The organism is Bradyrhizobium sp. SZCCHNRI20481, from assembly GCF_032485055.1.
Lineage (GTDB): Bacteria > Pseudomonadota > Alphaproteobacteria > Rhizobiales > Xanthobacteraceae > Bradyrhizobium.
The window spans coordinates 15,203-30,303 of sequence record NZ_JAUEUE010000030.1 but is presented as its reverse complement, the minus strand read 5'-3'; the positions used below and the strand labels follow the sequence as shown (position 1 = coordinate 30,303).

The 15,101-nt window shown below is 65.3% G+C and carries 12 protein-coding genes; 6 read left to right on the top strand and 6 right to left on the bottom strand.

The window, feature by feature from the left end; translation table 11 throughout:
• Window positions 1–131: 131 nt before the first annotated feature.
• The 6 genes from QX132_RS32730 to QX132_RS32705 form a co-directional block, all read right to left on the bottom strand.
• Complete coding sequence (locus QX132_RS32730) at window positions 132–905, bottom strand: glucose 1-dehydrogenase (RefSeq protein ID WP_316163843.1); 774 nt, start codon at window positions 903–905, stop codon at window positions 132–134.
• Between the two features lie 274 nt (window positions 906–1,179).
• Window positions 1,180–2,322 (bottom strand): pimeloyl-CoA dehydrogenase small subunit, encoded by a 1,143-nt coding sequence (pimD, locus tag QX132_RS32725; protein ID WP_316163842.1) that lies wholly within the window; start codon window positions 2,320–2,322, stop codon window positions 1,180–1,182.
• Window positions 2,323–2,466: 144 nt separating this feature from the next.
• Window positions 2,467–3,657, bottom strand: a complete 1,191-nt coding sequence (gene pimC, locus QX132_RS32720; protein WP_316163841.1) for a pimeloyl-CoA dehydrogenase large subunit — start codon at window positions 3,655–3,657, stop codon at window positions 2,467–2,469.
• A gap of 250 nt (window positions 3,658–3,907) precedes the next feature.
• Window positions 3,908–5,095: an acetyl-CoA C-acyltransferase gene (locus QX132_RS32715; protein WP_315734690.1), complete on the bottom strand. Its 1,188-nt coding sequence runs from the start codon at window positions 5,093–5,095 to the stop codon at window positions 3,908–3,910.
• A gap of 20 nt (window positions 5,096–5,115) precedes the next feature.
• Window positions 5,116–6,780: a dicarboxylate--CoA ligase PimA gene (gene pimA / locus QX132_RS32710; RefSeq protein WP_316163840.1), complete on the bottom strand. Its 1,665-nt coding sequence runs from the start codon at window positions 6,778–6,780 to the stop codon at window positions 5,116–5,118.
• A gap of 181 nt (window positions 6,781–6,961) precedes the next feature.
• Window positions 6,962–9,058, bottom strand: a complete 2,097-nt coding sequence (locus tag QX132_RS32705) for a 3-hydroxyacyl-CoA dehydrogenase NAD-binding domain-containing protein (RefSeq protein ID WP_316163839.1) — start codon at window positions 9,056–9,058, stop codon at window positions 6,962–6,964.
• Between the two features lie 213 nt (window positions 9,059–9,271).
• On the opposite strand from QX132_RS32705, the gene QX132_RS32700 reads away from it, so the two are divergent.
• From QX132_RS32700 to QX132_RS32675, 6 genes are all read left to right on the top strand, one after another.
• Window positions 9,272–10,156, top strand: coding sequence for an IclR family transcriptional regulator (locus tag QX132_RS32700; RefSeq protein ID WP_315797091.1), 885 nt, complete (start codon window positions 9,272–9,274; stop codon window positions 10,154–10,156).
• Between the two features lie 66 nt (window positions 10,157–10,222).
• Entirely contained in the window at window positions 10,223–11,020 is a 798-nt protein-coding gene (locus QX132_RS32695) for an ABC transporter ATP-binding protein (RefSeq protein WP_315734696.1), read from the top strand.
• On the top strand, window positions 11,017–11,730 hold the full coding sequence (locus QX132_RS32690; protein ID WP_315753502.1) for an ABC transporter ATP-binding protein: 714 nt from the start codon (window positions 11,017–11,019) through the stop codon (window positions 11,728–11,730). The genes QX132_RS32695 and QX132_RS32690 overlap by 4 nt, the downstream gene beginning before the upstream one ends.
• 13 nt (window positions 11,731–11,743) lie before the next feature.
• Entirely contained in the window at window positions 11,744–12,622 is an 879-nt protein-coding gene (locus QX132_RS32685) for a branched-chain amino acid ABC transporter permease (RefSeq protein WP_315753504.1), read from the top strand.
• Window positions 12,623–12,624: 2 nt separating this feature from the next.
• On the top strand, window positions 12,625–13,641 hold the full coding sequence (locus tag QX132_RS32680; protein ID WP_315753507.1) for a branched-chain amino acid ABC transporter permease: 1,017 nt from the start codon (window positions 12,625–12,627) through the stop codon (window positions 13,639–13,641).
• A 10-nt stretch (window positions 13,642–13,651) separates the two neighbouring features.
• Window positions 13,652–14,875, top strand: coding sequence for an ABC transporter substrate-binding protein (locus QX132_RS32675; RefSeq protein ID WP_315734705.1), 1,224 nt, complete (start codon window positions 13,652–13,654; stop codon window positions 14,873–14,875).
• Window positions 14,876–15,101: the final 226 nt, after the last annotated feature.

Here is a 15,101-nt window from a genome sequence, read left to right as displayed (position 1 = left end):
GCTGGGATCGTCTCGCTGCAATGCTTGAAGGCTATCTACTTGCAACCCAAAGCATAAAACCGGGAATCCCGTAGCCCTCCAGGGGAGGGTGAAAACAGCCATCAACGCCGCTGCTTCGACACAGGAGACGCTTACACCGCAGCCGTGGTCACACCGCCATCCACGACGATGGTCTGGCCGGTCATGAAGGTCGACGCATCCGAAGCGAGGTAGGCGACCGCGCCGGCGATCTCGTGCGGCTCGCCGATGCGTCGGAGCGGCGTGGTGGCGCAGCGCTGCTTCAGGCGGGCTTCGTCCTCCCACAGCGCGCGGGCGAAGTCGGTCTTGATCAGGCCGGGCGCGACGCAATTGATGCGGACGCCCTGCGGGCCCCATTCGCCGGCGAGACTGCGGCACAGCGCAAAGTCGGCAGCCTTGGAGATGCCGTAGGCGCCGATCACGGTCGAGCCGCGCAGGCCGCCGATCGAGGAGACGATGATGACCGAGCCCTTGCCGCGCGCGGCCATCGGCGGGATCGCCTTGGCGCAGAGCCAGAGATTGCTCTTCACGTTGGAGGCCATGATCTTGTCGAAGGCCTCGTCTGATATGTCGAGCAGCGGACCGTAATACGGGTTCACCGCCGCATTGCAGACGAGGATGTCGACCTGGCCGTAGCGCTTCACAGCGCCGTCGATCAGCGCGTCGACTTCGGCGCGACGCGAGATGTTGCAGGGGATGACATGGGCGTCGCCGCCGTTGGCGCGGATGCCGCTCGCGACCTCCTCGCAGGCGTCAAGCTTGCGGCTGGAGATCACCACCTTGGCGCCGAGCTGCGCGAGCAGCTCCGCCGAGGCGCGGCCGATGCCGCGGCTGGAGCCGGTGACGACGGCGACCTGTCCGGCGAGGTCGAAGGGATTGGGGGTCATATCTGCTTCCTCCGCGTCATTGCGAGGAGTGAAGCGACGAAGCAATCCAGAGTTGCGCGTGACGCCCTGGATTGCTTCGCTCCGCTCGCAATGACGGCTCGACGATCAAATTGCTCCGGAGCCCGTCGACGCCGGCAACGTAGCTCTCTCAAATCCGTCATGCGCGGGCTTGACCCGCCTGCGGGGCCGAAGCCCCTTCGGCGCGGCGAAGGCCCGCGCATCCATCTCCGAGAGCGATGGGTTGCCGGGTCAAGCCCGGCAACGACGCATTCGCTTAGATCAACCCGCCGGCCTCGCTGACGCGGCGCATGTGGTAGTCGGTGTCGCCGAACGTCGTTTCGATCATCGAAAGCCGCTTGAAGTAGTGGCCGATCTTGGCCTCCATGGTCATGCCGATGCCGCCATGGAGCTGGATCGACTGCTGGCCGACGAACTTGGCCGATTTGCCGATCTGGACCTTGGCTGCGGCAATCGATGTGGCGCGCTCCTTGGCGTCGTCGAACTCGGCGGCCATGGTGGCGAACATCGACATCGAGCGGGCCTGCTCCAGCGCGACGAACATGTCGGAGGCGCGGTGCTGCAGCGACTGGAACGAGCCGATCGCGACGCCGAACTGCTTGCGCGTCTTGATGTACTCGACCGTGGTCTTGAGCGACTCGTCCATCAGGCCGACCGCCTCGGCGCACAGCGCGATGCGGGCTTCGTCGACGACGCGCTCGATCAGCGGCAGGGCGTTCGCGGGATCGCCGATCACGCTGTCAGCGCCGATCTCGACGCCGGTGAAGGTGATGTCGGCCGCGTGCAGGCCGTCCTGGGTCGGATAGCCCTTGCGGGTGACGCCCTTCGCATCCGCCGGCACGATGAAGACGCCGATGCCGGACTTGTCGCGCTGGCCGCCCGAGGTGCGCGCAGTGACGATCAGGGTGTCGGCGTTCTCGCCGTTGAGGACGACGAACTTTTCGCCGTCGATGACATAGCCGTCGCCCTTCTTCTTCGCTGAGGCGGCGACATCGAACAGGTCGTAGCGCGACTGCTTCTCGAGCTGGGCGAAGGCAAACGTCTTGCTGCCGTCGATGATTCCCGGCAGATGCGCCGCCTTCTGCGCGGCCGAGCCGCCATGACGCAGGAAGCCGCCAGCGAGCACCACGGTCGCCAGATACGGCTCGAGCACCAGCGCGCGGCCCATCGCCTCCATCACGATCATGGTCTCGACGCCGCCGGCGCCGAAGCCGCCATCGTCCTCGGAGAACGGCAGCCCGAGCAGGCCCTGCTCGGCGAGCTTGGACCACATCGCATGGCTCCAGCCGCCCTTCTCGCTCATGTACTTCTTGCGCTTGTCGAAATCATAGGCATCCGCCAGCAGGCCGTCGATGCTGTCCTTGAGGAGGCGTTGCTCCTCGGTGAGATCAAAATCCATTGGTTGACTCTCCAGTATCCCCATTCTCCGTCATGCCCGCGCTTGTCGCGGGCATCCACGTCGTGCCGTTGTGCGGGCGGCGTGGATGGCCGGGTCAAGCCCGGCCATGACAGCGTGCGTCGTCGAGGCGCTGCGGCTCACATGTCAGAGCCCCAGCACCGCCTTGGCGATGATGTTGCGCTGGATCTCGTTGGAGCCGCCGTAGATCGAGACCTTGCGGTTGTTGAAGTAGCTCGGCGCGATCTGGGCGGTCCAATCCATGGTCTCGTTGCTGTCGTCGTCGCCGTGCACGTCATACGGCGCGGCAAACGGGCCGATCACCTCCATCAACAGCTCGGTCGTGGTCTGCTGGATCTCGGAGCCCTTGATCTTCAGCACCGAGGAGGCCGGATTGGGCTTGCCCTTGCCGTGCTTGCCTTCGTCGGCGACGACGCGCAGCTGCGTCAGTTCCAGCGCCTTCAGCTCGACCTCGCAGGCCGTGAGCTTCTCGCGGAACGACGGATCCTCCAGCACCGGACGGCCGCCGGATTCGATCTTGCCGGCGAGCTCCTTGATGCGGCGGATGCGTTCCTTGGAGACGCCGACGCGGGCAATCCCCGTGCGCTCGTTGCCGAGCAGGAACTTGGCGTAGTCCCAGCCCTTGTTCTCCTCGCCGATCAGGTTCTCGATGGGCACCTCGACGTCGTCGAAGAACACCTCGTTGACCTCGTGGCCGCCGTCGATGGTCTGGATCGGACGCACCGTCACGCCCTTCGACTTCATGCTGAAGACGATGAAGGAGATGCCCATCTGCTTCTTCGCCGCAGGATCGGTGCGGCACAGGCAGAAGATCATGTCGGCGTGCTGGGCGAGCGTGGTCCAGGTCTTCTGGCCGTTGATGATCCACTTGTCGCCGCGGCGCTCGGCCTTGGTCTTCAGCGAGGCGAGGTCGGAGCCCGAGCCCGGCTCGGAGAAGCCCTGGCACCACCAGTCGTCGACATTGGCGATGCGCGGCAGATACTGCTTCTTCTGCGCCTCGTTGCCGAAGGTGTAGATCACCGGGCCGACCATGCTGACGCCGAAGGCGAGCGGCTGCGGCGCCGGATAGGCCTGCAGCTCCTCGTTGAAGATGTAGTGCTGCACCGAGGTCCAGCCGGTGCCGCCATACTCGACCGGCCAGTGCGAGACGCCCCAGCCCTTCTTGTTGAGGATGCGCCACCAGGTCACCATCTCGTCCTTCGACAGATGGCGGCCTTCGATCATCTTCCGCCGCGTCTCCGGCGGCACGTTGTCCCTGAAGAACTGCCGCACTTCCTCGCGGAACGCCTGCTCTTCCTTCGTGAATGCAAGATCCATCGGATCCTCCCTTTAGGTATTCAAATCGACCTGCGGTCAGTTCGTCTTGCTCCGCTGTCGTCCCTGCGAACGCAGGGACCCATATCCACCGGCGGACGTTGGAGGCAAAGGCGTCTGCCAGAATGCCTCAAGCGATATCACGCGGTATGGGTCCCGGGTCTGCACTTGCGAGCGCTCGCGCGCTCGCAAGCTTGCCCGGGACGACACCTGTTAAAATCCCGCGCGAGATTCGCGCGGGACGACAATCAAGCTACTGCAGCACCTCGAACAGGCCGGCGGCGCCCATGCCGCCGCCGACGCACATGGTGACGACGGCGTATTTGGCCTTGCGGCGGCGGCCTTCGATCAGCGCATGGCCCGTGAGCCGCGCGCCCGACATGCCGTAGGGATGGCCGACCGCGATGGCGCCGCCATTGACGTTGATCTTGTCGGGGTCGATGCCGAGCTTGTCGCGGCAGTACAGCACCTGCACCGCGAACGCCTCGTTGAGCTCCCACAGGCCGATGTCGTCGACCGTGAGGCCGTGGCGCTTCAACAGGCGCGGCACCGCGAACACCGGGCCGATGCCCATCTCGTCGGGCTCGCAGCCATGCGCAACGAAGCCGCGGAAGATGCCGAGCGGCTGCAGGCCGCGCTTGGCCGCGTTGGCGTCGCTCATGATCACGCAGGCCGAAGCGCCGTCCGAGAGCTGGCTGGCATTGCCGGCGGTGATCGAGAAGCCGTCGCCGCGCACGGCCTTGAGGCCGGCGAGACCTTCGGCGGTCGTTTCCGGACGCGGACCTTCGTCCTGCGAGAAGGTCACGTCCTTGAACGAGATGTTGCCGGTGGCCTTGTCGGTCACCGCCATCTTGGTGGTGATCGGCGCCAGTTCGTCGTTGAACTTGCCGCCCTGCTGCGCGGCCGCGGTGCGGCGCTGGCTCTCCAGCGCATATTCGTCCTGCCGCTCGCGCGAGATGCCGTAGCGCTTGGCGACGATCTCGGCGGTGTCGATCATCGGCATGTAGACGTCGCCCTTGATCTCGAGCAGCGCCGGATCGGTCGCCTGGAAGGCGTTCATCTTGTCGTTCTGGACCAGCGAGATCGACTCGCCGCCGCCGCCGACGGCGATCTCGACGCCGTCGAAGATCACCGAGCGCGCCGCGAGCGCGATCGCCTGCAGGCCGGAGGCGCATTGGCGGTCGATCGTGGTGCCGCCGACCGACACCGGCAGGCCGGCGCGCAGCAGCGCCTTGCGCGCGATGTTGCCGCCGGTCGAGCCCTGCTGCAGGGCCGCGCCCATCACGACATCCTCGACCTCGGCCGGATCGACCTTGGCGCGCTTGACGGCCTCGCCGATGGCGTGGCCGAGCAAGGTGGCGCCGCCAGTGGCGTTGAGCGCGCCGCGATAGGCCTTGCCGATTGGCGTGCGGGCGGTGGAAACGATGACGGCATCGGTCATGGGCGGACCTCCTGTTGTTGTTACGGATGTTTGCTGTGAGACGTGGGTGATTGCTGCTGGCGCAGTTCGTGACGCGACAGCTTGCCGACCGGCGTGCGCGGCAGCTCGTCGACAAACTCGACCGCCGCCGGCAGCTCGTGCTTGCCGAGTTTGCCGGTGAGGAAGGCGCGGAGATCCTCGACCGGGAACGGTGCTGCGCCGTCGCGCAGCTTGATGAAGGCCTTGGCCGCCTCGCCGCGATAGGCGTCGGGAATGCCGATCACGATGACCTCCTGCACCGCCGGATGGGTGTAGATCGCCTGCTCGATCATCTGCGGATAGACGTTGAAGCCGCCGGAGATGATCATGTCCTTCTTGCGGTCGACCAGGAAGTAGAAACCGTCGGCGTCGACATAGCCGATGTCGCCGGTCAGGAAATGATCGCCGACGAACGACTGCGCCGTTTCCTCCGGCCGGTTCCAATAGCCCTTGGTGACGTTTGGCCCCTTGATCCGGATCTCGCCGACCTCGTTCACGCCAAGCACCTTTGAGGGATCCTCGAGCGACACGACGTCCATCTCGATGCCGGGCAGCGTGATCCCGATCGAGCCCGGCTTGTCCGGGCCGCCCTTGGGGTGGGCGGTGCCGGGCGAGCAGGTCTCGGTCATGCCCCAGCCGCTCTTCAGCTTCATGCCGACGCGGCGCTCGAGGATACGCGCGACCTCGATCGGAAGCGGCGCGCCGCCGGAGCCAACGCTGGTCAGCGACGACAGATCGCGCGTGTCGAGGTCGGGCAGGTTGGCGATCGCGATCCACATCGTCGGCACGCCCGGGAAATAGGTCGCGCGCTTGACCTCGATGTCGCGCATCACGGCTTCGAGATCGAAGCGCTGGTGCAGCGAGATCAGGCTGCCGAGGCGCAGCGAGGTCAGCAGCACCACCGTCAGCGCATAGATGTGGAACAGCGGCAAGACGCAGATGACGCGGTCGGAGCCGTTGCCGTTCGCGCGCGTCGCGCGCCCCCAGATTGCGGCGATCGACACCGCCGAGGTGAGATTGCCATGCGTCAGCATCGCGCCCTTGGGCAGGCCGGTCGTGCCGCCGGTATATTGCAGCAGGGCGATGTCGTCGGGCGAGATGGCCGGCCACGCGGCTGGCGCGACGGCGCCGTCGACGAAGGCGCGGTGGGTGATCACGGCGGGACTATCCGGCAACGGCGTTTGCGGCGTGCCGACCTTGCCCCAATGGTCATCCTCGCAGACGATCAGCCGATCGAGCAGGCCCTTCTCCAGGAACTTCAACGCCGTCGGCAGCAGCGCGCTGAGGTTCGACGTCACCAGGATGCGCGCGCCGGAATCGCTGAGCTTGTGCGACAGCGCGATCTCACCATCGAGCGGCGACAGGTGCACGACGCGGGCCCCGGCCTTGAGTGCGCCGAAGAAGTTGACCGGGTGATCCGGCGTATTGCCGAGGAACAGCGCGATCGAAGAGCTCTTGCCGAAGCCCGCACGCAGGAATGCGGCGGCCGCCTCGTCGACGAGCGCTGCAAGCTGCTTGAAGGTGATGGGACGATCGCGAAATTCGAGCGCGTCGCGATCGCCGAAATCATTCACCGCCTGCGCCAGCAGATCCGGCAATGTGCCGCGCGCGATCGTGTCGTCCCAGCGGACGCCTTCGGGATAGAACTGTTCGCCGGGATGGGTCATGCAAGCTCAATGTCCGTTGGCATAGGGCGGCCCCGCTGCGTGCGTTCCCTCCCCCCTTGTGGGGGAGGGTCAGGGAGGGGGGTAGCCCCAGGCGAGACTGCCGTTGTGGACCCCCACCCCCAACCCCTCCCCGCAAGGGGGAGGGGAGCCGAGCTTTGCGCGTAGCGATAGCCGGGCCGCCTCAAGCGGCCTTCCCCTCGGCGGCCAGCGACGCGAACGTCTTGCCCTCATCGGCGAGCCGCTTCAGCAGCGGCGCCGGCTCGAGCGACGGATCGTTGGTCTCCTTGGCATAGAACGCGAGCCGATCGGCGATGTGCTTCAGCCCGACGCTGTCGGCCCAATACATCGGACCGCCGCGATAGATCGGCCAGCCATAACCATAGAGCCAGACGACGTCGATATCCGACGGCCGCGCCGCAACGCCCTCGGCGAGGATCTTCGCGCCCTCGTTGATCATCGGGTACATCATGCGCTCGAGGATCTCCTCGTCGCTGACCGCGCGGCGCTTAAGGCCGAGCTTGGCGAGCGTCTCGTCGATCAGCTTCTCGACGTCCGGATCCGGTAGCGCTGCGCGCGAGCCGGCCTCGTATTTGTAGTAGCCCTTGCCGGTCTTCTGGCCGAAGCGGCCGGCCTCGCACAGCGCGTCCGCGATCTCGCTCTTGATGCCGCGGTCCTTGCGCGAGCGCCAGCCGATGTCGAGGCCGGCGAGATCGCCCATCGCGAACGGGCCCATCGGCATGCCGAACTTGGTGACGACGGCGTCGACCTGCTGCGGCAGCGCGCCTTCGAACAACAGCTTCTCGGCCTGCTTGCCGCGCTGCGCCAGCATGCGGTTGCCGACGAAGCCGTCGCAGACGCCGACCACGGCCGGCACCTTTGCGATCTTGCGCGCGATCGACACCGCGGTGACGAGCGCATCCGGCGCCGTCTTCTCCGCACGCACGATTTCGCACAGCTTCATGACGTTAGCCGGCGAGAAGAAATGCATGCCGAGCACGTCCTGCGGGCGGCTGGTCTCTGCGGCGATGGCGTCGATGTTCAGATACGAGGTGTTCGAGGCCAGCACGGCGCCGGGCTTGGCGTATTGATCGAGCTTGCCGAACACTTCCTTCTTGACGGCCATGGTCTCGAACACCGCCTCGATCACGAGATCGGCATCCTTGACGTTCTCGAGTCCGACCTTGCCATCGATCAGCGCCATGCGCTTGGCCGGCGCATCGGCCGGGATGCCGCCCCGCGCGGCGGTCGCCTCCCAGTTCTTCTGCATGATGCCCATGCCGCGCTTGAGCTGCTCCTCGGCGGTCTCGATCAGCGTGACCGGGATGCCGGCATTGGCGAACGACATCGCGATGCCGCCGCCCATGGTGCCGGCCCCGATGATGGCGACGCGCTCGACCTTGCGGCCCTTGGTCCCCTCGGGCACGCCGGCGATCTTGGCAGCCTCGCGCTCGGCGAAGAAGGCGTAGCGCTGCGCCTTGGACTGATCGCTGGTGAGGAGCTTGAGGAAGCCTTCGCGCTCCTTCTTCAGGCCCTCGTCGAACGGCAGGTCGATCGCGTAGCCGACCGCGTCGGCGGCCGCGAACGGCGCCTCGAGGCCGCGCGACTTCTTGGTGATCGCCGCCACCGCACTGGTGAAGATCGAGCGATCGGCCTTGGCGGCCGCCAGCTTGGAATCGTCGTCACGCAACTTGCGCAGCGGACGGTTCTCCGCCACCACCTTGCGCGCGAAGGCCTCGCCGCCCGATGCCGGCCCCTCGACGATCTCCTCGATCAGGCCCGCCTTGTGCGCCTCCGCCGCGCCGATCGGATCGCCGCCGACGATCATCTTGACCGCGAGCTCGGGGCCTACGGCGCGCGGCAGGCGCTGGGTGCCGCCCGCGCCCGGCAGCAGGCCGAGCTTCACCTCGGGCAGGCCGAGCTTCGCTTCCTTGGTGGCGACACGATAATGACAGGCGAGCGCCACTTCGAGACCACCGCCCAGGGCCGTTCCATGAATGGCGGCAATCACCGGCTTGGGGCTGTTCTCGATCGTGCTCAAGACGTCGTTGAGCGCCGGCGGCTTCGGCGGCTTGCCGAATTCGGTGATATCGGCGCCGGCGATGAACGTGCGCCCGCCGCAGGTGAGCACGATCGCCTTGATCGCGGGATCGGCGATCGCCGCCTTGACGTTGTCCAGGATGCCGCCGCGCACTGCGGCACTCAGCGCATTGACGGGCGGGCTGTCGATGGTGACGATGCCGATGATGTCATGACGATCAAGCTTTGCCACTTCGCTCACGCGTAAGCTCCTTGGGATGTCGTTTCTTTGCGGCCGGTTAACGTGCCGGCCAATTCTTGGCTTTTCATTTGCGCAGAGTATCAGCCTTGCTTGCGTCTACCCGCTGCTGAACGTCAATTCCGCAGTGCGAAATCTAATTCCACATCTTGACATCCAGGGTTATTTTGAAGCACGAGCGTTGTCAACGAGGCTCATCAATCAACAGCCGATGACATGAAACGCCCAGGGAAGAAACCAGCGACCGATCGGAGCTTCGTCGTCGCGCTGGCGCGCGGCCTGGACGTGCTGCGGGCATTCCGGCCGAATGACGGCCTGCTGGGCAATCAGGAAATCGCCGCGCGCACCAACCTGCCGAAGGCCACGGTCTCGCGCCTGACTTACACGCTCACCAAGCTCGGCTATCTCACCCCGGTGCCGCGCTTCGAGAAATACCAATTGGCGCCATCGGCGCTGGCGCTGGGCTATGCCGCGCTCGCCAACCTCGGCATCCGCCATCTTTCCGAGCCATTCCGCGAGCAGCTGATGCGCGAGACCGGCGGCGCGGTCGCGATCGGCGGCCGCGACCGGCTCAGCATGATCTATTTCGGCCAGAGCCGTCACGGCGTCGTCAACGTTCAACTCGACGTCGGATCGCGCATTCCGATTGCAACGACAGCGATGGGCCGCGCCTACATCTGGGCGCTTCCGGACGAGGACCGCGCCGCGTTGATGCGGGAGATGCGCGAGCATTATGGCAGCCGTTGGCCGAAGATCCGCGACGGCATCGAACGCGCCGGCGAGACCGTCGCGAAATATGGCTTCACCATCTCCGCCGGCGAATGGCAGGACGACGTTCATGCGGTCGGCGTCGCGTTGCGGCTGAACGACGGAACCGGTCCCTACGCCGTAAATTGCGGAGCACCGGCATTCCGCTTCACGGAAGAGCGTTTGCGGACCGACATTGGACCTCGTCTCGTCGCGATGGTAAGGAACATCGAAGCGGCGCTCGGCGGCCTCGCGCTGTCAACTAATCAAGCAAGCAGCCCATCAAACAAAGAACTCAATAAAAAGCCGAAGCCAGGAGGAAAAGTTGCCCGTGTTGCCGAGGGTATCAGATAGCCTGCATCATCGCGGTCGGCTGGCGCCGCGTCCTGACCTGAACGATTTCGGGAGGGGCGAGACGAGATGACGCAGGCACAACTCGCCCAGACCAACGATCCGCTGCTCGCCGTCCGCGACGTCAGCGTCGTGTTCGGCGGCATCGTGGCGCTGAACGGCGTCTCGTTCGACATGCGCCAGGGCCAGATCCTCGGCCTCATCGGCCCGAACGGCGCCGGCAAGACCACCCTGTTCAACTGCCTCAGCCGCCTCTATCAGCCGAGCTCCGGCGACATCCTGATGGAAGGCCGCAGCATCCTGAAGCGGCCGCCGCACCGCATCGCCGAGATCGGCATCGGCCGCACCTTCCAGAACGTCGCGCTGTTTCCCAATCTCTCCGTGCTCGACAACGTCCGCGTCGGCACCCACGCGCGCACCTCCAGCGACATCATCTCGGATTCGCTGCGTCTGGCCTGGGTCCGGCGCAGCGAGAATTCCGTCAACACCAAGGTTCACGAGATTCTCGCCTATCTCGACCTCGAGGAGGTCGCGCACAAGACCGTGTCCGGGCTGCCGTTCGGCACCCAGAAGCGCGTCGAGCTGGCGCGCGCGCTCGCCGCCGACCCGAAGATCCTGCTGCTCGACGAGCCCGCCGGCGGCCTCAATCACGAGGAGGTCCATGTGCTGGGCGATCTGATCCGGCGCATCCGCGACGACCGCAAGGTGACCGTGCTGCTGGTCGAGCATCACATGGGACTGGTGATGTCGATCGCCGACCACGTCGTGGCGCTGAATTTCGGCCGCAAGCTCGCCGAGGGCACGCCCGCCCAGGTGCAGGCCGATCCCGACGTCATCAAGGCCTATCTCGGGAGCAAGGATCAATGACGCCGCTGCTCAACGTCAAGGACCTGCGCGCCTATTACGGCCAGGTCCAGGCCCTGCACGGCCTCTCCTTCTCCCTCAACGAAGGCTCGCTGACGACCCTGCTCGGCGCCAATGGCGCGGGCAAGACCACCACCCTGCGCGCCATCTGCAACATGGTGCGCTCGACCGGCGCGATCGAGTTCGAGGGCAAGCCGCTCAACAACAAATCGACCGAGAGCATCGTGCGCTTCGGCATTGCCCATGTGCCGCAGGGCCGCGGCACCTTCACCAACATGACGGTGGAAGAAAACCTGCAGCTCGGCGCCATCACCCGCAGCGACAAGGCCGGCATCGTTGCCGACATCGAGCGGATGTATTCCTACTTCCCGAAGCTGAAGGAGCGCCACACCCAGCAGGCCGGCACCCTGTCCGGCGGCGAGCAGCAGATGCTGGCGGTGGCGCGGGCGTTGATGCTGCGTCCCAGGTTGATGCTGCTCGACGAGCCGTCGTTCGGCCTCGCGCCGCTGGTGGTCCGCGACCTCTTCGGCATCCTCGGCAAGATCAACCGCGAGGAAAAGGTATCGATCCTCGTCGTCGAGCAGAACGCGCAGCTCGCGCTGGAGCTCGCCGACCAGGCCTACGTGATCGAGACCGGCCGCATCGTCATGTCGGGTGTCGCCTCGGACATCGCGAACGACGAGAACGTCCGCAAATCCTATCTGGGCTACTAACGGAGGCGGGACAATGGAGCTGTTCACCAACCAGGTCCTGGCCGGCATTGCGACGGGTGCGATCTACGCCTGCATGGCGCTCGCGGTCGTGATGATCTACCAGGCGATCGACCATCTCAACTTCGCGCAAGGCGAGATGGCGATGTTTTCGACCTTCATCTCCTGGCAGCTGATGCAATGGGGCCTGCCCTACTGGGTTGCCTTCGTGGTGACGCTGGCCTTCTCCTTTGCCGGCGGCATCGCCATCGAGCGCGTCCTGTTCAAGCCGCTCACCAAGGCGCCGATCCTGACCCAGGTCGCGGGCTTCATCGCGCTGTACTCGATCATCAACTCCTTTGCCGGACTGACCTGGGACTTCACCATCAAGCAGTATCCGACACCGTTCGGATCGTCGCCGTTCCTGGGCAGCCAGCTGATCTCGACGCATCAGGCCGGCATGATCGGCATCACCTTGCTGCTGCTGATCGGCCTGTACTTCTTCTTCCAGTACACCAGGGTCGGGCTTGCGATGCGCGCGGCGGCGGCGGTGCCCGAGTCGGCGCGACTGGTCGGCATCAACACGTCCTGGATGATCGCGCTCGGCTGGGGCATGGCGGCGGCGATCGGCTCGATCGCCGGCATGCTGATCGCGCCGGTGGTCTTCCTCGAGCCCAACATGATGGGCGGCGTCCTGATCTACGGGTTCGCCGCGGCCGTGCTCGGCGGCCTCACCAGCCCGTTCGGCGCGGTGCTCGGCGGCTTCCTGGTCGGCATCTTCGAGAATCTCGCCGGAACCTACATCCCGCATGTCGGCAACGAGATGAAGCTGCCGATCGCGCTGGCCCTCATCATCTCCGTCCTGGTCATCAAGCCCGCCGGTCTGTTCGGCCGCAGCATCGTGAAGCGAGTCTGATCATGAGCGCAATCGAGGACATCACATCCCAGGCGCCCGCGGTCGAGGCCGTTCCGAAGCGGGCCATGACCTTGAGCTCCGGTACGACCTTCGTGATCGTGCTGCTGCTCCTGGTGGTGCCGCTGTTCGTCAAGAACTTCATCATCTTCCAGATGACGATGCTGCTGATCTACGGGCTCGCCGTGCTGGCGCTGAACATCCTGACCGGCGGCTCCGGCCAGTTCTCGCTCGGCAACAGCGCGTTCTACGCCGTCGGCGCCTATACTTCGGCGATCCTGATGGAGCAGTACAACGTCAACTACGCGCTGACCCTGCCGGTCGCCGGCGTCATCTGCTTCGGCTTCGGCTTCCTGTTCGGCCAGCCGGCGCTGCGGCTGTCAGGTGTCTATCTCGCGCTCGCCACCTTCGCGCTCGCCACGGCGATGCCGCAGATCCTCAAGCTCGGCTTCTTCGAGCAATGGACCGGCGGCGTGCAGGGCCTGGTGGTGACCAAGCCGGATGCGCCGTTCGGCTTGCCGATGTCCCAGGACATGTGGCTGTACTACTTCACCCTGGCGATCACGATCGCGATCTACGTGTTCTCGGTCAACCTGCTGCGCTCGCGCTCCGGCCGCGCCTTCATGGCGATCCGCGACAACGAGATCGCGGCCTCCGCCATGGGCATCGACGTCGCGACCTACAAGACGCTGGCGTTCGGCGTCAGCGCCGGCATCACCGGCGTCGCCGGCGGTCTCGGCGCCATCGCCGTGCAGTTCGTGGCGCCCGACAGCTACACCATTACGCTCGCGATTTCGCTGTTCCTCGGCATGGTCGTCGGCGGCGTCGGCTGGCTGCCCGGCTCGTTCGTCGGCGCCGCCTTCATCATCTTCGTCCCCAATATCGCCGAAAGCATTTCGAAGGGCCTGTCCGGCGCGGTGTTCGGCGTGCTGCTGTTCCTCGTCATCTTCCTCGTGCCGCACGGCTCGCGGCAGGTGGCGATGGTGGCGCAGCAGCTGCTCGGCAAACTCAGAAAGAACTAAGGAGGAACTCTTGCAGCTCATTCAACAACTACGAATCGCCGCGCTCGCGACGGCGGTCATCGCCCTCACCTCGGGCGGAGCATTCGCCCAGAAGAAATACGACACCGGCGCCTCCGACACCGAGATCAAGATCGGCAACATCATGCCTTATAGCGGGCCGGCGTCCGCCTACGGCGTGATCGGAAAGACCGAGGAGGCGTATTTCAAGAAGATCAACGCCGAGGGCGGCATCAACGGCCGCAAGATCAACTTCGTCAGCTATGACGACGCGTACTCGCCGCCCAAGGCGGTCGAGCAGGTGCGCAAGCTGGTCGAGAGCGATGAGGTCCTGTTCGTCTTCAACCCGCTCGGCACGCCGTCGAACTCGGCGATCCAGAAATATCTCAACGGCAAGAAGATCCCGCAACTGTTCGTCGCCACCGGCGCCACCAAGTGGAACGACCCGAAGAACTTCCCCTGGACCATGGGCTGGCAGCCGAGCTACCAGAGCGAGGGCCGCATCTATGCGAAGTACCTGCTCAAGGACAAGCCCGGCGCCAAGATCGGGGTGCTGTTCCAGAACGACGATTTCGGCAAGGACTATCTCAAGGGCCTCAAGGACGGCCTGGGCGACAAGGCCGCGTCCATGATCGTCATGGAAGAGAGCTACGAGACCTCAGAGCCCTCGATCGACGGCCACATCGTCAAGCTCAAGGCCTCGGGCGCCGACGTGTTCTTTAGCGTCACGACGCCCAAATTCGCTGCACAGGCGATCAAGAAGCTCGCCGAGATCGACTGGCATCCGACTCATCTCGTCGTCAACGTGTCGGCCTCCGTCGGCAGCGTGATCAAGCCGGCCGGCTTCGAGAACTCGCAAGGGATTCTTTCGGCCGCCTATGCCAAGGATGCTGCGGATCCGCAGTGGAACGATGATCCCGGCATGAAGAAGTTCTTCGACTTCCTCGCGCAGCATTATCCCGACGCCAACAAGCTCGACAGCTCGACGGTCTATGGCTACGGCGCCGCGCAGACGCTGGTGAAGGTGCTGCAGATGTGCGGTGACGACCTCACCCGCGCCAATGTGATGAAGCAGGCCGCGAGCCTGAAGGACTTCGCGCCCGACACGCTGCTGCCGGGCGTCAAGATCAACACCTCGGCCACCGACTTCGCGCCGATCGAGCAATTGCAGATGATGCGGTTCAAAGGCGAGAAGTGGGAGCTGTTCGGCGAGGCGATCAGCGGCGCCATCGAGTAATCGCGCATCGCCGCAGAAAGCGGTGCCGATCTCCACTGGCCCTCCGCGCTATCGGCGCGGAGGGCTTTTTCATATCTGGATCGGCATCGAGCCAATTATCTCAGGCTGTTCTTGCAGAGCACTCACCCGCGGAGATTGCGCCGATCTCTCGCAGTTGCACACGACATGGACCGCCCAGGCACCGCGAAAACACGGACCGTGCCGTGATGTCGCAACCACCCCGGTG